Source organism: Calditrichota bacterium (assembly GCA_016867835.1).
GTDB lineage: Bacteria > Electryoneota > AABM5-125-24 > Hatepunaeales > Hatepunaeaceae > VGIQ01.
Genome location: VGIQ01000007.1, coordinates 13,123 through 33,721, shown reverse-complemented (window position 1 = coordinate 33,721; position 20,599 = coordinate 13,123). Strand labels below are relative to the sequence as shown.

Here is a 20,599-nt window from a genome sequence, read left to right as displayed (position 1 = left end):
ATGAGAGTCCTCATTACCGGCGCAACCGGCATGATCGGCAGCGGGGTTCTGATCGAATGCCTCGAGAGCGATTTCGTCGAAAGCGTCCTTATCGTCGGACGGCGGTCGTGCGGGAAGCAGCATCCGAAGATCACCGAAATCCTGCACCGGGACTTTCTCGACTTTTCACCGCTGGAGCGTGAACTGACCGGCCTCGATGCCTGCTTCTACTGCCTCGGCGTCAAGGTGGGTATGATGAGGGAAGCCAACTACCGACGGATCACGGTCGAGTATGCCGCCGCACTGGGAGCAATCCTCGTGAGACGTTCGCCCGGTCTGGCGATGTGCTTCCTTTCCGGTGAAGGGGTCGATCCGACCCGGCCGAGTCGCCTGATGTGGGTGCGGGTGAAAGGCGAGGCTGAACAATTGATGAGCACCCTGCCTTTCGAGCGGCTTCACATCTTTCGGCCCGGCTACATACACCCCGAAAAAGGCGTTCGTCCATCCTATTTCATTTATCAATTTAGCGATCTGTTCTATCCGCTTCTTCGCCTGCTTATGCCCCGATGGGTATGCACAACCTCTCAGATCGGCCGGGCAATGATCGCGGCAGCTTTGGGTAAGTCCGATCGCCAGATACTCTCCAGCCGCGACATTGTGCAATTGTCAGCGGCGATGGAAGCGTGTCGTTAACAGCATCATAAGAACAACTCACAATGGTTCGTCGAGTTCTCATAATGACTATCGTGGCGGGTATTGGACTTGCTGTCCTGAGCGGTTCAGAGTGCAATACGCGCAGACCGCCGCCGACCGGTCCGCTCTACGGCATCGATATCGCCCTTCACGGTTTTCCTCCCGAGGTCGACATCAACACCAACATCCCGCTGCGGGGTGAAGTGCGCGACGGGGTCGGAGAGATCCAGCGCGGGGTGCGCGTCTGGTTCTCGGTAACGCCCGATTCGGTCGGGCAGGTTACATCGACCGCGGTAACCGAGCCCGACTCGGCGACCGGCTTTGCGACGCAGGTGATCTTCATCGGGCGCAAGGAGGGCAATTGCGTCATCAAGGGCGCCCTCCGGGACGCGCAGAATCGCGACTCCTTCAGCGACACCATAAATGTCCGGGTGCGGGATCCTATCAATGGATAAGGAGGATAGACTGCCCGACAACGAACTCTACTACGGGGACAATCTCGACATCCTTCGAAGGTGCATCGCCGACGAATCGGTCGATCTGATCTACCTCGATCCTCCGTTCAACTCGAAGCGCGTCTATAATGTCATCTTTCACGACAAGACGGGCCGCGAACCGGCGTCGCAGATCGAGGCCTTCAACGACACCTGGAGTTGGGGTGAAACCGCCCAGGACGCCTACGACGACCTGATGCGGAGTCCGGCGGCTCCGGCGTCGCTAAAGGAGACGATGCGCGCTTTCAAGTCATTCCTCGACGAGACCGACCTGATGGCTTACCTCGCGATGATGGCAATCCGGCTGGTCGAAATGCACCGCGTCCTGAAGCCGACCGGCGCGCTCTATCTGCACTGCGACCCGACCGCAAGCCATTACTTGAAGATTGTGCTCGACCATGTGTTCGGGAAGCGGTCGTTTCGCAATGAGATAATCTGGCACTACAGGCGATGGACGGCATCTTCAAAACGCTTTCAAAGAATGCACGACGTGCTGCTCTTCTATTCTCACTCTGATGATCACAGCATCAACCAGATTGAGGTTTTACCTACCGAAGGTCAATTGCGCAAGCACAAGCGGGGATGGGATCGGAACACGGTCCCTATCGACGGGGTGCGCAAACCGCAACTTATTATCTATGATCAAGATAAAGTCGATGCAGCAGTCAATGACGGTCGGCTAAAATTGAACGAATTCGCCCGAATTGTCGAACCGAAGACCGAGATGACTATCGCTCCGGACGTTTGGATCATTGACTATCTCAATTCCCAAGCCAAGGAGCGTCTCGGCTACCCTACGCAGAAGCCGCTTGCACTTCTTGAGCGCATAATCAAGGCCTCGTCCAACTCGGGCGATATGGTGTTGGATCCGTTCTGCGGCTGCGGAACGGCAGTTGTTGCGGCCGAGAAATTGGGCCGCCGATGGATCGGTATCGATATTACATACCTCGCTGTCGGCAAGATCAAGGAACGACTGGCCGGGGAGTTCCCGCAGGCGAAGTATCGCGAATTCGGCATACCGCGTTCGATTGCCGATGCGCGGATTCTCTTTCAGCAGTCCCCGATAGAGTTTCAAAAGTGGGCGGTTTCGCTGGTCGGCGGACAGTCGCGAGCCAGCCGCGGCGGAGGAGACCGCGGTGTGGATGGAGTGCTCTTTTTTCGGGATTTCGATCACAAGTATCACAAGATCATTATCGAAGTGAAGGGCGGCGGTTACCAACCGAAGGATGTCCGGGCATTGAAGGCGGTGATGGATCGCGACGGCGCACCGCTGGGCTTGATGATTGTGCTCGAAGAACCGACCAAGGGCATGCTCACCGAATCCGCCGCCTTGGGCAAGTGGAAACTCCCTGGCGGCGCGGCGGACTATCCGGTCCTGCAAATTCTCTCGATTGAGGATTACTTTTCCGGACGCCTGCCGCGACTGCCCGACACAAGCGTAACTCATAGGTCGGCAGGTCTCCAACTCGCCGAACGTGAAATCACTACCTCCATCAACTGGGCGGATTAGATGCATGAACTCCATAACCGGGTAGCACTTGTAACCGGGTCGTCGCGCGGCATCGGCAAGGCAATCTCGCTGGCCCTGGCCGACTGCGGCGTCCATCTCGTGATCAACTACCTGCGCAAAAAATCCGAGGCTGAAGCGACGGCCAAGTCGATTCGGTCGCGGGGCGTCCGCTGCCTGGTGGTGAAAGCGAATGTTGCCGAGGATGCCGAAATCGAAGTGCTCTTCGATCAGATCGAACAGGAATATGGCCGGCTCGACATCCTTGTATCCAATGCCGCTTCGGGGGTTCTCAAGCCATCGTATCAGTTGACCACGCGACACTTCGATTGGGCGATGAACATCAATGCGCGAGCCCTGCTGCCGTTGGCTCAAGGGGCCGCACGACTAATGAAAACGGGAGGGCATATCATAGCGGTCTCGAGCCTCGGCGCGGTGCGGGCGATTGAGAACTACGCCGCGGTAGGCGCTTCCAAAGCCGCTCTCGAATCGCTGGTGCGGCATCTGGCAGTCGAAATGGCGCCTTGCGGCATCAATGTCAACACCGTTCAGGCTGGAGCCGTCGATACCGAGGCCTTAAAGCACTTCCCCAACCGCGAGGAGATTCTCGAAAACACCCGCCTTAGGGTCCCGGCGCGACGGCTTCTGACACCCGATGACGTGGCCGATGTGGTGATCCTCCTCTGCAGCGACCGGGCACGGATGATTCAGGGACAGTCGATTGTGGTCGATGGAGGTTATTCCATTGTGGCGTAGATTGAGGTAAGCGAGTGGGCGAGTAAGCGAGTGAGTGAGTAGGCGAGTGCGAAAGTGCAGGGGAAAGCCCTCTCGGCCCGCACCGGGCTTGATTGGACTTGCTCACTTGCTTACTTTCTCACTTGCTCACTTTGTTCAGCCACCGTAGCTCAGTCGGTAGAGCAGGTCATTCGTAATGATCAGGTCGTAGGTTCGATTCCTATCGGTGGCTCGAAAGGGGGGGTCAAACCAATCTTGTCCGCCTTAATTGACAGGTTCGGTATCCCGACCGGTCAATTCGGTAGTACTACTTGCGCAGCCGCCCCCTCCGGACGAGCGGAGAGGGCGGTGCGGCTGAGATACTTCAGTGCTTAAGTGGTTTCAGTTGTCCGATTGAGACCCAAGACGGATCCGGGTTCATGATGACACAGATGGTTAAAGAACCTCCTTCCATGCTTGCGCCGATAGTTTTTCGGAGGTTCACGTCGATATTGTCCGGCGTAAGTTTGTAGATTGCGCCGGTCGCGAAGTCGATGCCCAGCCCAAGCCAGAAGAGGTAGGACATAAGCACGACATCTCCGACAATCCACCAGCCATTCACAGATTTTGAAACCGCAATTGCTGCAGTTTCATATCCTTCCATCTCAACAAGAATCGTGTGATTCTCGCCTTTCTTGAGTTCCGCCACAACCGGAGTTTCGCCCATATACCGCGTGTCGATTGTGACTCTCGCTTTGGCGGGCGCACTGGAGATGTTGACATTTTGGCTGGTTCCGGTGAGGATGGTGGCACAGCCAAAGAGAAGCGCCATCGGGAGGGCTACAAACGGAAGAAGCCTTCGCATACGACCTCCTTGCAGGTGAGACACTGAGAAAGAGGCCTCCGGCGCAAGGGCGCCGATAGCCTGTCCTTGTGTCTTACGCAAGCAGACGCATATCACACCATTAGCACCAGAGGCCTACACCCGTAGGAGGGTGCAGGCTACCCGCGCCAGGATCTTAGGTGAGATGCGTCCGCCAGAATGTCGGGCGGCGCTTGCGTAAGACAGTGCAATCATACAGTGATCTATCGCAAAAATCAAGCCTTTGACGTTGCATTGTTGCCACCAACCAAAAAAGCTTGGGACTTCCTCCGGAATCTTCCCTTCCCGTCCACGTGCCACACTCTTGCCATATAGCCCTCCAACTACCCTATGACGACGCCCAACTGGGTCGTATATTGCAATATGCAACGCTTCTTGCCCCTACGGCTTTATACCGGCACGTCTGGGGCGTGCCGGGGATTTATCTGGTGGAGGTGCGCACCGGTGGACAGATCCTGCGCACCAAGGCGGTCGTGCTGCGGTAGGCAAACCCGGTCGGTTTGGATACGAACACCCTGAATATTATCTTAAGGGTAATTAAGGTTCGTCTTGATTTGCCGGAGATAGCTGCAATCCGCTTCAGCGAGCATAGGCGAACAGTAAAGTCGCTCTTGGATCATCATCAGCATTATCATCAGCATCCCATGTCCGATACATCCACCCCCCGTGCCCGCTGGCAAGCCGCATTCGATGCCGGCGTTAAGCGCGACGATACGCTCTTCACTACCGTTTCGTCGGCCGAGGTCCCGCCGCTGGTCGGTTGGGACGACCTCCCGGGCTGGTCGCCGGAGACGAAACTCGGCTATCCCGGCCAGTTTCCCTACACCCGCGGCGTCCATCCCACCCACTACCGCGGTAAACTCTGGACGATGCGGATGTTCAGCGGGTTCGCCACGCCCGAAGCGACCAACCGCCGCTACAAGTATCTCCTCGCAGAGGGGGGAACCGGTCTCTCGGTCGCCTTCGACCTGCCAACCCTGATGGGCCGCGACTCCGACGATCCCTGGTCGGAAGGCGAAGTTGGCAAGTGCGGTGTCGCTGTCTCATCGCTGCGCGATATGGAAGTCCTCTTCGACGGTATCCCGCTCGAAAAAGTCTCGACCTCGATGACCATCAACAGCCCCGCCTCGATCATCTGGGCGATGTTCATCGCCGCCGCCGAAAAGCAGGGCGCCACGAGGCGAAAACTCCGCGGCACCATCCAGAACGACATTCTGAAGGAATACATCGCGCAAAAGGAATACATCTTCCCGCCGCGCGAATCGATGCGTCTGGTGACCGACACCATTGAGTTTGGCACTCGTGAAATGCCTGAATGGAACACCATTTCCATCTCCGGCTATCATATTCGCGAAGCCGGCTCGACCGCCGCCCAGGAACTCGCCTTCACCCTCGCCGACGGGATGGCTTATGTCGAGGCGGCCCTCGAACGCGGTCTTGCTGTCGATGAGTTTGCTCCCCGGCTCAGTTTCTTTTTCAACGCCCATATCGACTTCTTCGAGGAAATCGCCAAATACCGCGCGGCGCGACGCATCTGGGCGCACAAGATGCACGACAGGTATAAGGCTCAGTCGCCGCGCAGTTGGATGCTCCGCTTTCACACCCAAACCGCCGGCTGCAGCCTCACCGCTCAGCAGCCCGAGAACAACATCGTCCGCACCGCGATCGAAGCCCTTGCCGGAGTCCTCGGCGGGACGCAATCGCTCCACACCAACTCCATGGACGAGACCCTCGCCCTGCCTTCCGACAGAGCTGCCAAGATCGCCCTCCGGACCCAGCAGGTGATCGCCTGCGAGACCGGCGTTGCCAACACCATCGACCCGCTCGGCGGCTCATATTTCATCGAAGCGATGACCGACCGGATGGAGGCAGAAGCGGAGGCTTACTTTGAGAAGATCGACGAGATCGGTGGGGTCATTGCCGGGATCGAAGCCGGTTTCTTCCAGCGCGAGATCGCCCGGGCGGCATACCGCCACCAGATGGAACTCGAATCGGGCAAGCGCGTGATGGTCGGCGTCAACGGTTATACTGAATCCGATGAGGTGATCGACATTCCGATTCTCAAGATCACCCAAGAGGATCAACGGCATCAACTCGAACGTTTGCAAGAGGTTCGGCAGCGTCGCGACGACTCTGCCGTCCGCCGGTCGCTGGGGCGGCTTGCTGATGCGGCACGCTCGAACGAGAATACCATGCCGGTCTTGATTGAGTGCGCCCATGACTACTGCACCCTCGGCGAAATGATCGGAGTGCTCCGCGAAGCCTTTGGCGAATATCGCGAGGCCGCCTTCTTCTAAGCGACATAGATAGTTGGAAGAATGCGAAAGGCGGAAGGAACAGGGGCAATAGCCTTGGGTTCCTTCCGCCTTTCATCTCCAAACATTGTTCGTTTTTTGTGATCCACATCACTTGCACAATAAGCGCTGAAGTCAATATCGTAACTTCCTAATAATCATTATCAAACATCAAGATGATCCCTTCCGGCATCATCTCCAGTTGCCCATAATATGAGCAGGGTTAGACTTTCCAGTGTGACATTAACATTAGCATTATCATAATATTAACACTATACTGACTTGGCAGGGAGATTGCTTAAAGAATTAGTGGAGGTTGGAAGCGGATTCCTGAGGGAAGTTCAGCATGCACGTATTCGAATCCACCATTGAGAAGTTGGATCATGAAGCGAGTCCTCCTGCTCACAGAAGAGCCAATCACACGCACGGCTCTGACGTTCCTTATGTCAACCGCCGGCCACGGGGTAACCGCGGTCGAGGATGATGAGCGTTTCCTCTATCTGCTCTCCACGTTCCAGGGCACCGAGACGCCATTCGATCTGGCTGTGCTTGGGTCGCCCGGTCATGATACCCCCCTCTTGCAGACTTTGCAGCGTATGCACGAAAGTAATCTGCGCCTTCCGGTGTTGTTGTTGGGACGACGCAACAGCCCGCCAGTGTCGGTTCCGGGAGAATGGCTTGATCAGATTGAACTGCCTTGCGATCCAGAGGAGTTGATCGGCAAGGTGAATCATTTGATGGAGTCAGTTCAGTGAAGTTATCACCCTAATCCGGCGGTAAGTGTGCCGTCGGATGGGGACATCCGACGGCGGAGCGGTCAGATGAGGACATCTGACCGCACAATTGGCTTCCACACCATTGGCTTCCACCCCAGAGGTGAAAACAGCAAACGCCTATCGCTGGATCAAGGTTATCACCAAACGGATGACTTCATTCGATTGTGAAATATGGATTGTCGGGCTACCAACCGCTGATTGGTAGTGCCACGCCCCCCGGTCTCACTCCCTCTTGGCCGGGGGGCGATCTTTTATAAGAAGTGATCAAGTGTTCAAGTGCTCTAGTAATCAAGCGCGCATAAGTATGATCAAATAGAGAAGAAGGCGGTATGACACGATGCGGCTTAGGGGGCGGGACAGCTCCCACACCAGGGATCGAATGGTCGTTGCCAGTTAGCGGACTCCCCAAAAGAACTTGCCGGGACCGGCGTCCATAGACCTCCGTTCCCGGCACTTCCTGTTTCTACCAGACTACACTACACCATTACCTCGTCATCAACCTTCCAAAGTGGCCCCAGGGAGAATCGAACTCCCGTCGCAAGGTCGAAAACCTCGTGTCCTACCACTGAACGATGAGGCCAGATCTAATTTAGAACGTAGAATCATAGTGCAGAATGAACGACAATTCCTATGGGGTGCTACTCACAGTGGGATTGGTTCATTTTTCATTCAGCATTCTACATTCTTAATTCGGCATTTGGGTGAGTGATGGGACTTGAACCCACGGCCTCCAGGGCCACAACCTGGCGCTCTAACCAGACTGAGCTACACCCACCATTCCCCATTCTCTATATCCAAGCAATATAATGCCTGCCTCTTCGGTCGTCAAGGCAGTGGGCGATGGCTCGTCGCTGGCTGCCAATTTTGGGAGCCTTGAACCCGGTTGACTGAAAGCCTAAGGTGCGGTATATTATTGGGCAGATGGAAAGCACCATAGTCCACCATCCCGCTGACACTACTGCCGCATCACCCGGTCTGGTCTATATCGACGCCGCCAAGACCTATGGTGAGGTTGTAGCGCTAAAGGCGCTTAATCTTGAAGTGCAGCGCGGCGAACTCTTCGGCTGCCTCGGCCCCAATGGCGCCGGCAAGACGACCGCCATGAAACTGGCTGTCGGCCTGGTGATACCGACCTCCGGACGGGTGCTCGTCTGCAGCCATGACATTCAAACCGACCCGATACCTGCCAAGCAGTGCATCGGATTCATTCCGGATAATTCCTATATTTACGATAGCCTTACCGGTCGGGAGTTTCTGCACTACTGCGCCGGTCTGCACAAGTTGAACGGCAATGCCACCGTGGAGGTCGTCCGCGAGTTGCTCGACCGGTTCGAGGTGCGGGATTGGGCGGACCGCCGTTGCGCCGGCTACTCACACGGCATGCGGCAGCGGCTGGTGATGGCTTCGGCCTTTCTGCATCGCCCACAGGTGATCCTGATCGACGAGCCGATGGTCGGTCTCGATCCAGCCGGAATGCGATTGGTCAAGCGCATCCTGAGAGATTTCGTAGAAGCGGGTGGCACGGTGATGCTCTCCACCCACACGCTTGCCGATGCCGAGGAACTTTGCGACCGGGTGGGGATCATCCATCGGGGCGAACTGATCGCCTGCGGGCCGGTAGCAGAAATCCGCCGTGAAGCCGGCCGGCTGGAGGACGCCTTCATTGAACTTACGTCAGGTTCGGGAGAATAGACCTTCGGCGCAACAAGCGTCGACAACAGGAGGCAAACTTGATCCGCAAGATCGGTATCTCGACCGGGGGGGGCGACTGCCCCGGCCTCAACGCCGTCATCCGGGCTGTCGTCCGGACGGCGAAACTGCACCACCAGTGGGACGTTGTCGGCATCGAAGACGGATTCGACGGGCTGATCTACGCCCGCAACCTCCGCTATATGTCGATCGACGACGTTCACGGCATCCTGTCGCGCGGCGGGACGATCCTCGGCACCACCAACCGCGGCAACCCCTTCAAGCACGTCGTCGTCGAAAACGGGCAGCAGGTGGTCAAGGACATGAGCCCGCTGGTCGTCGAGAACATCCGGGTGCTCGGCCTTGACGCCGTAGTCTGCATCGGCGGCGATGGAACCCTCGCCATCGCCAGTGAACTGCACCGCCTCGGAGTGCCCGTCGTCGGCGTCCCTAAGACCATCGACAACGACCTCTCCGCGACCGATGTGACCTTTGGCTTTTCTACGGCTGTCGATACCGCCACCGATGCGCTCGACCGACTGCAGACGACGGCCGAATCCCACAACCGGGTAATGGTGGTCGAGGTGATGGGCCGCGATGCCGGCTGGATCGCCCTCGAGTCGGGCATCGCCGGCGCCGCCGACGTCATCCTGATTCCGGAAATCCCCTTCGACATCCGCAGGGTCTGCAACAAAGTAAAGCAGCGGCGGCTGACCGGCCGACGGTTCAGCATAATCGTCGCCGCCGAGGGCGCGACCCAGTTAGGAGGCGATCGGATTATCCAGGCCGAAGCCAAGGCCGGCTATCAGAACGTCCGGCTCGGCGGAATCGGCCACTCCGTCGCTCATCAGGTAGAAGAGCAGACCGGCATCGAAACCCGGGTCGTCGTGTTGGGACACTTGCAGCGCGGCGGATCGCCAAACGCCTTCGACCGCATCCTCGGCACTCGCTACGGCGTGGCTGCGGTCGAACTTATCGCCCAGGAGAAGTTTGGCTATATGGTAGCCTTGCGAGGACGCGCGATCGAGGAAGTCGAAATCGAAAAGGCTATCGGCCAAATGAAGCGCGTCGATCCCGATGGTCAGGTTGTCCTCGCTGCCGAACGACTCGGCACGGAGTTCGGCCGACCCGACTCGAATCAGTCCGAATAGCGGTCCAAGGCTTCAAACACCTTCTCCTTGATCATGTCCCGCGTGAGGCGAAAGTGTTGCATCGCCCGGGCGCGGGGAAGACTGGTGAAGGGTGCCGGATCGGGGATCGAAATATGCAAACGTTCCCTGTTTCCGGGGAAAACCGGACAGTTCTCTGCTGCATCATCGCAGACCGTGATCACGAGGTCGAACGGCTGCTCTGTGAACTCGTAGAGCGACTTGGAGCGTTGCGCCGAGATGTCGATGCCGATCTCCTGCATCGCTTCAACCGCGCGAGGATTAAGCCGCGACGGCTTGATCCCGGCCGAGAATGCCTGCCAACCGGGCGACCGATAATAATTGATCAGCCCTTCGGCGATCTGGCTGCGGCAACTGTTTCCGGTGCAGAGGATCAGCACCCGCCGCCCCTGCTCTGATACATTCTCTATCTTGGACACGTCTATTCTACCCACTTGAACCTTCCTTCCAATGCCCTCCAAGATAATCCCTCCGGTTAGCAAGACATTAGGAATCCTCGTTCCGGACGGCGAAAGCGAATTCAGGCTGTCGTTGCGGGGGTCGAAGTTTCTCGCCTGGGCGATAGGAGTAGGCAGCGAAGACGAAGCAAAGACCGCTCTTGCGGCCCGCTCCCGACGCCATCACGACGCGACACATAACTGCTGGGCTTATTTCGTTGGCGATGGTGCCGATCCGGTCGAACGCTGCTCCGACGAGGGCGAGCCGTCCGGCACCGCGGGGCGGCCTATCCTGCATGAACTGCAGAAGGCGAAAATGAGGCAGGTCTTGGTAGTGGTGAGTCGTTGGTTCGGCGGGACGAAACTGGAGACCGCCAGGTTGATTCGAGCCTACAGCGCTGCAACCGCCGGGGCTATCGAGTTGCTGCCAAAGCGAGCGGTCGAAAGAGTGACTTCCCTTGTCGTCGAAGCCGACTTCGATCATATCGGCCGGATCGAACGCATCGCCGGCAAGGTCGGTGGACGTCTTGGCGACTGCTCCTACTGCGAGTCTGGTGTCTTCGTCAAACTCACCCTTCCCTACGAATCAGCCGACCGATTCCGGGAGTTGCTTGTCGAAGAGCAGGTAGGTCGATCGGTGGAACAGTCATGATTGTTTGGACTTTGCAAATTGGCGCAAAGCACCTTACTCAAACGACTCTTCCGCACTCGGAAACTTGCCGGCCCGAATGTCGCCGGCGTATGCCTTCACCGCATCGCGGATCAGTTGGGCTCCTTCGAGGTATCTCCGGACGAAGCGAAATTTGAATTGGTCGGCGAGTCCGAGCATGTCATAGGAGACGAGAATCTGACCGTCACACTCCGGTCCGGACGCGATTCCAATGGTCGGGATGCGCAGGTCGCGGGTGATTTGCCCTGCCAGTGAAGTCGGGATCTTCTCGAGCACTATCGCGAAAGCCCCCGCAGCCTGAACCGCGAGCGCGTCGCGCATGATATGCTCGGCTTCATCCGGATTCCTGCCCTGGAGCGAATAGCCGCCATATTCATTCACCCGCTGGGGCTGCATTCCGATATGCCCCATCACCGGTATGCCGCTGACAACGAGCCGGTGAATGGTCGGTGCGATCTCTTCACCACCCTCTAACTTGACTGCCCGCGCTCCGCCTTCCTTGATACATCGCGCACAATTGACCAGGGCCTGTTCGACGGACGCCTGATATGTCATGAACGGCATATCGCTGATTAGCAGCGCCCGCTTGACGCCGCGCGAACAGATGCGGGTGTGATAGATCATCTCATCGAGCGTCACCGGCAGGGTCGTGTCGTGTCCTTGAATCACCATTCCGAGCGAGTCGCCGACCAGAATCACATCGAGGCCGGCTTCGTCGAAGAGCCGGGCGAAGGTCGCATCGTAGGCGGTCAGCGCGGCGATTTTCGTGACGCCCTTCATCTTCAGGATATCCTGGATGGTAACCGGTTTCGAGACGCCGTTCATTTGAAGGCTCCAACCAGTTCGTTGGCGAAAGGGAAGAGCCCGAAGACGCCGCCGGTGTGCCAGTAGAGCGTTGTACCCGGCATTCGTCCGGCTGTCGTCTCTTCATGAATCAGCCAGAGCGCTTTCCCAGTATAGACCGGATCGAGGGCGATGCCTTCCGCCCGGGCTACCTCCTTGATGACCACCCATTCCTCCGGATCCGACAGCGCATAGCCGGGACCGAGATAACGGTCGTTCACTACGATCTCCGATTCGTCGAAGTCGAACCCAAGGTCGAACCTGATCTGCATATCACGAACGACGCCGGCTATCCGGTGGATGGTCTCGTTGCGATCATAACTGACTGCCGCCGAGACGATCTCGACCGGCCAGTTGGTCAGTTTAGTTCCGACGAAGAGCCCGGCGTGAGTGCCGCCTGAACCGGCAGCAGCGACGATCCGGTCGGGGCGGATTCCTTCGGCATCGCACTGTGTCTTCAGTTCTCGCAGTCCTGCCACCATCCCCATCGCTCCCAGGGCATTGGATCCGCCCTCGGTGATGGCGTAGGGACGGCCTCCAGCCTTGCGGACGGCGTCGGCTTGATCCTCAAGTCGGGCGTCAAGGTTGTCATAGTAATCTGCAGCACTGAGAAAGACCGTCTCAGCGCCGAAGAGGCGGTCGAGGAGGTAATTGCCTTCCCACGCTGAAGGTTCAGTGCCGCGCAATAGCAGCCGGCACCTAAGGCCTAATCTTGCCGCAACGGCTGCCGTTGCGCGACTATGATTCGACTGAACGCCGCCACAGGTTATCAAGGTGTCGGCGTTCGAGGCGAGTGCATCGGCGACCAGATATTCCAGTTTGCGCACTTTGCTGCCGGAGAGTTCGGTGCCGGTCAGGTCGTCCCGCTTGACCCAAAAATCCCCTCCCCATAAGGACGAAAGTCGAGTTAGACGGTGCACCGGAGTCGGCGCAAGTGCCAGTTTCAACGGCGTGATGATTGGTCTTGCTCCCATTGATGAAGGCATAATATACGCTCCCGCCCCGGCACGGACAATGCTCATTGGCATCGCAAGACGGAGGGCTTAAGGGTTGAAGGACTGACAAACCTGCCACATCATTCCATCATGAGTCAAGATCTACACTCAGTTAACCGGTGAGGCATCGTCCACAATCTTGCCACTCCAAGATGAAATTGCTAAATTATGGCATCCTGCACCACCGATAAGGCTTCTGTTCCGTCTCACTCGTATAAAGGACTCAGTGATCCCCCGCTACACACCACCAGAAATGGCCGTGCTCTGGTCCGACGAAGCCCGCCTTCAGCGATGGCTCGCGGTAGAACTTGCCGTAACCGACGTCCTCGCCGAGGATGGCATCGTTCCGAAGGAAGCGGCTGACCGCATGCGCCTGAATGCCCGCTTCGACCTCGAGGCTGTTGCCCGCTATGAAGCCGTCGCGCGCCACGACGTGATCGCCTTCACCCAGTCTGTCGGCGATTCGCTCGGCCCCGATAAACGCTATTTCCACCTCGGATTGACCTCCTACGACGTCGTCGATACCGCACTCTCAATGGCTCTGGTGGAAGCCGGCCGGTTGATCCTCGAGCGGTTGAAAGCGCTTCGCGAAGCCCTTGTTGCGGAGGCGATCAAGCACCGCCTGACCTTGATGCCGGGGCGGACGCATGGAGTCCATGCTGAGCCGATCACCTTCGGCTGGGTCCTCTGCGGCTATGTCGCCGAGTGCGACCGGGATGTTTCGCGTCTTGAAGCCGCAGTCGAGGAGATCACGACCGGCAAACTCTCGGGTGCGGCGGGAACCTTCCCGGCAATTACACCGGAGCAGGAGGGGCGCGTCCTGAGCCGCCTCGGCCTTCGCCCCGAACCGGTTGCTACGCAGGTTATTCCACGCGACCGGCACACCGTCGTCGTCTGCCGCATCGCTATCGTCGGGACGCTGGTCGAACGGCTCGCGCTAAACCTCAGGCTTCTGGCGCATAGCGAGGTCGAGGAATTGCAGGAGCATTTCGCCGAAGGCCAGCGCGGGTCGTCGGCGATGCCGCACAAGAAGAACCCGGTAACCGCCGAACAACTTTGCGGACTCTCGCGGCTCCTGCGGGGTTATGCCGGTGCTTCGCTTGAAGACGTCGCGCTTTGGCACGAGCGGGACATCAGCCATTCCTCAGTCGAACGCGTGATCCTGCCCGATGCGACCTCGCTCCTTTGGTATATGCTCGACAAAGCTGTCTATCTGGTGCAAAACTGGAAGGTCGATACTGCGAAAATGGGCGCTGATGTCGAGCGCGATCGGGGGCTGATGGGCTCGGGCGCGCTAATGACCGCCCTCCGGATCACTGGGATCGACGATGACGATATCTACGCTCGCGTTCAGAAGCATGCTCTCGCCGCCCGGGAGGGCGGCCCGACCCTTGCCGAGCGAGCCGCCTCCGACGACGCCATCCGCGCCGCGCTAGGCGACCGGCTGAGCGAGGTCTTCGACGATATGGCTGTGCTAAAGCGCTCGAGCCTGCCCTTCGAAAGGCTCGGCATTCAAATCTGACCAGTGACGACGACAGGCGCTATCTGTCGATCGGATTGCAGTTGCCCGCCACTGGTGTAACCATTCGCCCGTTAGCCCTGTCTATAATGTTTGATAAGCAGGCGGGCAGTCGACTTCCACCTGCCGTAAGCCGGTCTGAACAAGGCCGAGTGCCACATCTTATTATCTGGAGTTCCCTTATGTTCCGCGCTCTCAAATGGATACTGCCAACTTCTGCGCTGCTATTCCTGGTGTCGTCACCGGGGTTTACGCAGGGTCTTCAACCGGGCTGGCTCGCATTGCCGCAAAAGTCGGTCGCAATGACCGATGACGCCCTCTCGATCCTCGTCAATCCTGCCGGGCTCGGCGTTCAGAATGGTTGGACCGATTACTTCCTGCTTCCCTACCGCGAGCGGGGAATCTACGGCAACTGGGGTTACGTCACAGGCGGAACCGGCTTTGGCTTTGCGATGGAGGTGCTTCCCGACACCCTCGACTGGAACGGCATCCGGCTTGACGGCAACCGACGGCGCTACACCTGGGGTCTGGGCACGGGCGATGACGGTAATTACTTTGGATTTGCCTACAGTTGGACCACCCGCATCGACCGACAGAACACCTGGGATCTCGGATACCTCGGGCGGCCGCTCCGGTATCTATCCTACGGCTTTGTAGCGCGGGGGGTTAATGAACCGCGCCTAAATGGTCAAAAGCAGCCGGTCGTCTATGATGCCGGGATTTCCTTCCGGCCCCTGGCTCTGCCCGGGATGGCCAGGTATGGAACCGGCGACCGACTGACGATCTTCGCCGATGCCCGTGCCGAGAAGGTCGATGCCAATCCGACTGCCGGAATCGATAAGGAAGCCTACCTTGACAACCTCGACCTCACTTTCGGCGCGGCCTGGAAGGTCGTCCCCGGAATTGCGGTAAAGATCGATTTCTCGCCCGAACGCAAAGGTTTTTTAGCGCACGACGCGCGGCTTTCAGGCGGACTGGAACTCAGTTTCGGACACGCCGGACTCGGCAACTATCAGCAGGAGTCGCAAAACGGGCGCCTAGCCGGGGTTAGTTACATCTATAGCAGCCACTTTCATCATCCGACCGTTCTGCGTAAGAAAGAGCGCCGGTACGTCGTCGTCAACTTGCGCGGTCCGGTTGTCGAAATGAACCCGACGGGCGGCTTCCTATTCGCGAGCCGCCACCGGACAATCTTCGGCTTTCAGAAGAGTCTCTCCCGCTATGAAAAAGACCCCGATACCGAAGGCGTCGTCCTCAAGATCTGGAGCGTTGAAGCCGGGTGGGCAAAGTTACAGGAGATGCGCAACTCGCTCGAAAAGTTCAAAGCCTCCGGCAAGAAGGTCGTGGCTTACCTCGAAGACGGCAGCGACGGCGCCTATTACCTTGCATCGGTGGCAGATAAAATCTATCTGGCTCCCGGCGGCGGCTTGATGATCGACGGCATTGCCGCCCAGGGCATCTTTGTCAAAGGCACACTGGCGAAGATCGGCATCGAACCGCAACTCGAGCATATCGGCAAGTATAAGTCGGCATCCGAGATGTTCACCCGCGAAGACATGTCCGACGGGCAGCGCGAAGCGACTAATGCTATCCTTGACGACCTCTTCGAAGAGTATGTCAAGGCCGCCGCCGCCGGACGCGCCATGAGCGAGGACGACATGCGAGAACTGATCGACAAGGGTCCCTTTAGCGCCGCCGAGGCGTTGAAGAACGGACTCGTGGACAGCCTCGTCTATGAAGATCAGATCGAAGATTTGCTCAAGGTGGATGACCGTAAGCCGAAATTCACCAGCGAGAAGAAATATGCTTTACGAAAAGCCTATCCCGCCGAGTGGGGTGACGCCCGGGGCAGGAAGGTCGCAATTGTCTATGGGGTCGGCGGAATCACCTCCGGCGAGTCGTCATCCGGCGGGCTCTTCGGAGGGGAGTCGATGGGCAGCGCCACCGTTGCCAGAGCGCTGAAGAACGCTCGTGAGGATGACGACGTCGCTGCGGTCGTCTTCCGGATCGACTCGCCCGGCGGATCGGGGCTGGCGTCGGACGTCATTCTGCGCGAAGTGAAACGTTATCACGAGGGCGATAACAAGAAGCCGATCATCGTCTCGATGTCTGACGTCGCTGGGTCGGGAGGCTACTACATCGCCTGCCACGCCGACACCATCATCGCGCTGCCCAACACAATAACCGGCTCGATCGGTGTCATCTCGGGCAAGTTTGCGGTGGACGGGCTCTATCGCAAGATCGCGCTGAACCAGGAGACCATCAAGCGCGGCAAATTCGCCGATATGTATTGGGCGTCGCGGCCCTTTACCGACGAGGAGTGGGAAAAACTGCGTGTGCACATCAACCAATTCTACCAACTCTTCGTGAATCACGTCGCCGAGGGCCGGGGAATGGATACCTCCGCCGTCAACGCCATTGGGCAGGGGCGCATCTGGAGCGGCACCGATGGCAAATCGAACGGCCTTGTCGATCTTACCGGCGGGCTCGATATGGCTATCGAATTGGCAGCCAAACTGGGCGGCATCCGACCGGGCGATCACTATGAAATCGCCATCTATCCGCGACCAAAGATGGGCTTCAGCATCGCCTCGGATTGGGTCGATACGCGCATCCGCGCGGCGCTGCCCGAGCCGCTCGTAACGTTAGCCGACCGGGTCGCTGACGATTCACGCTGGAAGGATGGCGAAATCCTGATGCTGATGCCGGTTACTTTGAAGGTAGAGTGACGAATACACGTCCTGCCGGGTTGTGGTGTCAGGTGTCTTCACCTGACACAGACCTTCGGGTGCGACACCCGACGGCACTCACTATAGTCGGTTGGGTGTGGAAGAGTTGACTTTAGCAAGCCCACCTTGCAACTGCAGGGTGGGCTTGCTATATTAGTTATCGGTTATCCGTTCATCGTTTATCATTTCTTGTCCTTCGCTTAAGCACTATGCGCACATCAACACTCACCTCGGTTGCGGCGTCCCTGACGCTGCTCGCTTTAGTCGGTTGCGGCGGAACCAAGACCGGCATCACGCCCCCGGCGGCAAGCGAGACCATCAAAGCCGCTCCCAAGTGGTTTCTGAGTCCGCCACAGGACTCCCAGTTCCTCTTTGGCACCGGAACCGCCACATCGCGCGATATGCAACTGGCGCGCGACAAGGCTTCCGATGCCGCGCGGATGGAGATCGCCAAATCGGTCGAGACGCGCTTCGACGGCCTCTCCAAGAGGTTTCAGGAAGAGGTCGGCACTGCCGAGGATGCCCAGTATCTCGACATGTTCACGCAGGCGACGAAAGCGGTCGTTTCGACCGTTCTGTCGGGAGTCATTACCGATCAGTCGGAACTGGCCGCTGAGGGCGGCGTCTATCGCTGCTATGTTCTGATGAAGATGCCGCTCGGCGCGACCTCGCAGGCGCTGCTTGACAAGATCAAGAAGCAGGAACAACTTTACACCCGATTTCGTTCGTCGCAGGTTTTCGATGAACTCTCGAAGGAGACCGAGGCCTTCGACAAGTGGAAGGAAGGGAAGTAGCGCCGGAGTGCTCAACTGCTCAAGTGCTCCAGGGCTCAGTGCTCAAGCATTCGAGTCTGCACTCCGCTCGGTTCGCGCAGAGGCCGATCTAAAGAATTGTGCCCGATTCCCCCTGAGCCCTGAGCCTTGAGCCCCAGGTCGGCCTTGAGCCCCAAGCCGAAAGCCGCATCGTCCCGCAAGAGCAGCGAACTCTTCTATCTGGCCATTGCATTCGTCGCGCTCTTTCTGACTCTCGCGCTTGTTTCCTACGACGTCTCCGAGTCGCCAGGTAGCGACCGTGCTGGACGCACTCGCGGCTGGGTCGGCCAGGCCGGAGCCGCGGCCGGCCATTTCATCATTGAGAACACCTTCGGATGCTACGGGGCATTCGCGATTCCGCTGGTGTTGCTGTTGACTCTTGCAGGTCGGGTCACGGGGGGGAAGTTCAGGCCTGGCAAGTTCATAGGCATAGTCCTTCTGGCCGGGTGGTTCACCGGCATCGGCGTCGCCCTCGTCCGGGCTGTGCGCAGCCTTCCTGCAGATCTTATCTACTCCGGCTATCTTCCGCTCTTCGCCTCCGACATCACCATTTTCTTCTTCTACCGCACCGGCGCGATACTAATCTGGGCGACGCTCCTGATAGCGACCTCCATTCTTCTCTTCGACCTGCGGCCAATGGCAATAATGGAAGCACTCTTCTACCGCTTCCCACTCTATCTGACCGGCAAGTTGAGGCGCGATGCGAATGTCGAAGGTGATAAGGATGAGGACGATGCCTATCCCGAAACCGATGATCGCGAGAGCAGCCATCGCCGGCAGGTAGTGCGAGGTGAGCATCGTCCGGAAGTGCCGGTCCGCATCGTTCCTCTGGCGACGGCGTCCGGTTCCGGAGTGCATGAACTGCCTCCGCTGGCGCTGCTCGACCCGGTTCCCGCGCAGAACTCGCGCATCGATCGGGGAGAACTCGAAGAAAACTCGCGGCGTCTCGAGTCGAAACTAGCCAGTCTCGGCGTTGAAGCGCAGGTGATCCGGACCAATCCGGGGCCGGTCATCACCCGCTACGACCTTGAACCGTCGGCGGACGTGAAGATCGCTCGCATCGCCGGGCTTTCCGACGACATCGCAATGGCTTTGCGGGCCCCCGGGATACGGATTCTGGCGCCGATTCCGGGCGAAAACGCCGTCGGCGTCGAAATCCCCAACCGCGCCCCGGAGACGGTCTTCATTCGGGAAGTGCTCGGTTCTCAGGAGTTCAATACTGCCAAGTCGCCGCTCATTCTGGGACTCGGGAAGGATGCTGCAGGACAGATATTTCTGACCGATCTAGCCCGGATGCCGCACTTACTAATCGCCGGCGCGACCGGGTCGGGCAAGTCGGTCTGCATCAATGGGCTGCTCCTGAGCCTGCTCTTCCGGAACGATCCGCTGAGCCTGCGGATTCTCCTGATCGATCCGAAGAAGATTGAATTGTCGCTCTATGGCCGGCTCGAGTATCAACACCTTCTGGCGCCGCCCGGACTGGGCGAAGCGGTCGTAACGACGCCGGAGAACGCCGTCGCCGCGCTCACATCGGTGGCGTTTGAAATGGAGCGACGTTATACTATCCTCGCCGATGCCGGCGTCCGGGGGCTTGACGAGTATCACCGCTTGCAGGAACGTCGCCGGGAAGCCGGAGAACCGGAAAGTGCGACCGGCGAACATCTTCCCTATATCGTCGTAGTGATCGACGAACTTGCCGACTTGATGCTGACGGCGCGGAGGGAGTTCGAAGACCTTATCGTCCGCCTGGCGCAGAAGGCGCGGGCGGCAGGGATTCACCTGATAGTGGCGACCCAGCGGCCTTCGGTCGATGTCGTCACCGGCCTGATCAAGGCCAACTTCCCGGTGCGGATCGCGTTTCAGGTGGCGTCGCGAGCCGATTCGCGGACGATTCTCGACGGCAACGGCGCCGAGGCGCTGCTCGGGCGCGGCGATATGCTCTATCAAGGTCCCGGAACAGCCAAGTTGCAGCGTCTCCATGGAGCGCTCGTTACCACCGGCGAAGTCGAGCGGGTGGTTGACTACATCCGTTCACAGCCGGTCAATCTGTCGTCGTTCTCACTGCCGTCGCCCGACGCCGGGAAGATCCGGGTGCCGTCCGGGATGGGCGATGCGGAACTGACCGATGTGGATGAACTCTTCAAGGAGGCGGCGCGAATTGTGGTCGGCGTCGATCAGGGATCAGTCTCGATTTTGCAGCGAAGACTTAGAGTCGGCTATGCCCGCGCGGCACGACTGATAGACGAACTCGAGCGCGCCGGCATCGTCGGGCCGTTCGACGGCTCGAAAGCCCGGGAAGTGTTAGTCACGCCGGAGGAGTTGAAGGCGAGATGGGGGATTGAGTAGGAAGAGGCAGACGAGGGCGTCCGCCAGCCTCAAACAAATCGCAAGATCAA

The 20,599-nt window shown here is 58.6% G+C and carries 18 protein-coding genes and 3 tRNA genes; 15 read left to right on the top strand and 6 right to left on the bottom strand.

Annotation, left to right across the window (positions count from 1 at the left end; all coding sequences use genetic code 11):
- The 5 genes from FJY67_01695 (at position 1) to FJY67_01675 (ending at position 3,643) form a co-directional block, all read left to right on the top strand.
- Positions 1 to 672 carry an NAD-dependent epimerase/dehydratase family protein gene (locus FJY67_01695; GenBank protein ID MBM3328170.1) on the top strand — a complete coding sequence of 224 codons (672 nt, stop codon included), beginning with the start codon at positions 1 to 3 and terminating at the stop codon, positions 670 to 672.
- A 44-nt stretch (positions 673 to 716) separates the two neighbouring features.
- Positions 717 to 1,127 (top strand): hypothetical protein, encoded by a 411-nt coding sequence (locus FJY67_01690; protein ID MBM3328169.1) that lies wholly within the window; start codon positions 717 to 719, stop codon positions 1,125 to 1,127.
- Positions 1,096 to 2,676, top strand: a complete 1,581-nt coding sequence (locus FJY67_01685; GenBank protein ID MBM3328168.1) for a site-specific DNA-methyltransferase — start codon at positions 1,096 to 1,098, stop codon at positions 2,674 to 2,676. Before FJY67_01690 ends, FJY67_01685 begins: the two co-directional genes overlap by 32 nt.
- Positions 2,677 to 3,429 (top strand): enoyl-[acyl-carrier-protein] reductase FabL, encoded by a 753-nt coding sequence (gene fabL / locus FJY67_01680; GenBank protein ID MBM3328167.1) that lies wholly within the window; start codon positions 2,677 to 2,679, stop codon positions 3,427 to 3,429.
- Positions 3,430 to 3,567: 138 nt separating this feature from the next.
- A tRNA-Thr gene (locus tag FJY67_01675) sits at positions 3,568 to 3,643 on the top strand.
- A 129-nt stretch (positions 3,644 to 3,772) separates the two neighbouring features.
- Here the strand turns inward: FJY67_01675 and FJY67_01670 are convergent.
- Positions 3,773 to 4,252, bottom strand: a complete 480-nt coding sequence (locus FJY67_01670) for a PEGA domain-containing protein (GenBank protein ID MBM3328166.1) — start codon at positions 4,250 to 4,252, stop codon at positions 3,773 to 3,775.
- 311 nt (positions 4,253 to 4,563) lie between these two features.
- Between FJY67_01670 and FJY67_01665 the strand changes: the two genes are divergently transcribed.
- The 3 genes from FJY67_01665 to FJY67_01655 all read left to right on the top strand — a co-directional run bounded on the left by FJY67_01665 (position 4,564) and on the right by FJY67_01655 (position 7,319).
- Positions 4,564 to 4,755, top strand: a complete 192-nt coding sequence (locus FJY67_01665; GenBank protein MBM3328165.1) for a hypothetical protein — start codon at positions 4,564 to 4,566, stop codon at positions 4,753 to 4,755.
- A gap of 159 nt (positions 4,756 to 4,914) precedes the next feature.
- Entirely contained in the window at positions 4,915 to 6,567 is a 1,653-nt protein-coding gene (locus FJY67_01660; GenBank protein ID MBM3328164.1) for a methylmalonyl-CoA mutase, read from the top strand.
- A 380-nt stretch (positions 6,568 to 6,947) separates the two neighbouring features.
- A complete protein-coding gene (locus FJY67_01655) occupies positions 6,948 to 7,319 on the top strand; it encodes a response regulator transcription factor (protein ID MBM3328163.1) in 372 nt (123 codons plus the stop codon).
- Between the two features lie 530 nt (positions 7,320 to 7,849).
- Here FJY67_01655 and FJY67_01650 read toward each other — a convergent pair.
- Positions 7,850 to 7,920, bottom strand: a tRNA-Glu gene (locus tag FJY67_01650).
- A 118-nt stretch (positions 7,921 to 8,038) separates the two neighbouring features.
- Positions 8,039 to 8,115: transfer RNA gene (locus FJY67_01645), tRNA-His, on the bottom strand.
- Positions 8,116 to 8,261: 146 nt separating this feature from the next.
- Here FJY67_01645 and FJY67_01640 point away from each other — a divergent pair.
- Positions 8,262 to 9,032 carry an ABC transporter ATP-binding protein gene (locus tag FJY67_01640; GenBank protein MBM3328162.1) on the top strand — a complete coding sequence of 257 codons (771 nt, stop codon included), beginning with the start codon at positions 8,262 to 8,264 and terminating at the stop codon, positions 9,030 to 9,032.
- Positions 9,033 to 9,070: 38 nt separating this feature from the next.
- Positions 9,071 to 10,180 (top strand): ATP-dependent 6-phosphofructokinase, encoded by a 1,110-nt coding sequence (locus FJY67_01635; GenBank protein ID MBM3328161.1) that lies wholly within the window; start codon positions 9,071 to 9,073, stop codon positions 10,178 to 10,180.
- On the opposite strand, the gene FJY67_01630 is transcribed toward FJY67_01635, so the two are convergent.
- Positions 10,168 to 10,608, bottom strand: coding sequence for an arsenate reductase ArsC (locus FJY67_01630; GenBank protein MBM3328160.1), 441 nt, complete (start codon positions 10,606 to 10,608; stop codon positions 10,168 to 10,170). The genes FJY67_01635 and FJY67_01630 overlap by 13 nt on opposite strands.
- Before the next feature lie 40 nt (positions 10,609 to 10,648).
- Between FJY67_01630 and FJY67_01625 the strand changes: the two genes are divergently transcribed.
- The gene (locus tag FJY67_01625; GenBank protein ID MBM3328159.1) at positions 10,649 to 11,287 is read left to right on the top strand and encodes a YigZ family protein; all 639 of its coding nucleotides are present in this window, start codon (positions 10,649 to 10,651) and stop codon (positions 11,285 to 11,287) included.
- Between the two features lie 33 nt (positions 11,288 to 11,320).
- On the opposite strand, the gene panB is transcribed toward FJY67_01625, so the two are convergent.
- Together panB and FJY67_01615 are read right to left on the bottom strand one after the other, a co-directional pair.
- Positions 11,321 to 12,130, bottom strand: coding sequence for a 3-methyl-2-oxobutanoate hydroxymethyltransferase (panB, locus tag FJY67_01620; GenBank protein MBM3328158.1), 810 nt, complete (start codon positions 12,128 to 12,130; stop codon positions 11,321 to 11,323).
- A complete protein-coding gene (locus tag FJY67_01615; GenBank protein ID MBM3328157.1) occupies positions 12,127 to 13,176 on the bottom strand; it encodes a D-cysteine desulfhydrase family protein in 1,050 nt (349 codons plus the stop codon). The genes panB and FJY67_01615 overlap by 4 nt, the downstream gene beginning before the upstream one ends.
- 193 nt (positions 13,177 to 13,369) lie before the next feature.
- On the opposite strand from FJY67_01615, the gene purB reads away from it, so the two are divergent.
- The 4 genes from purB (at position 13,370) to FJY67_01595 (ending at position 20,549) form a co-directional block, all read left to right on the top strand.
- Positions 13,370 to 14,665, top strand: coding sequence for an adenylosuccinate lyase (gene purB, locus FJY67_01610; protein ID MBM3328156.1), 1,296 nt, complete (start codon positions 13,370 to 13,372; stop codon positions 14,663 to 14,665).
- 86 nt (positions 14,666 to 14,751) lie between these two features.
- A complete protein-coding gene (gene sppA / locus FJY67_01605; protein MBM3328155.1) occupies positions 14,752 to 17,391 on the top strand; it encodes a signal peptide peptidase SppA in 2,640 nt (879 codons plus the stop codon).
- A gap of 209 nt (positions 17,392 to 17,600) precedes the next feature.
- Positions 17,601 to 18,185: a hypothetical protein gene (locus FJY67_01600; GenBank protein ID MBM3328154.1), complete on the top strand. Its 585-nt coding sequence runs from the start codon at positions 17,601 to 17,603 to the stop codon at positions 18,183 to 18,185.
- A 126-nt stretch (positions 18,186 to 18,311) separates the two neighbouring features.
- Positions 18,312 to 20,549 carry a DNA translocase FtsK gene (locus FJY67_01595; GenBank protein ID MBM3328153.1) on the top strand — a complete coding sequence of 746 codons (2,238 nt, stop codon included), beginning with the start codon at positions 18,312 to 18,314 and terminating at the stop codon, positions 20,547 to 20,549.
- Positions 20,550 to 20,599 lie beyond the last annotated feature (50 nt).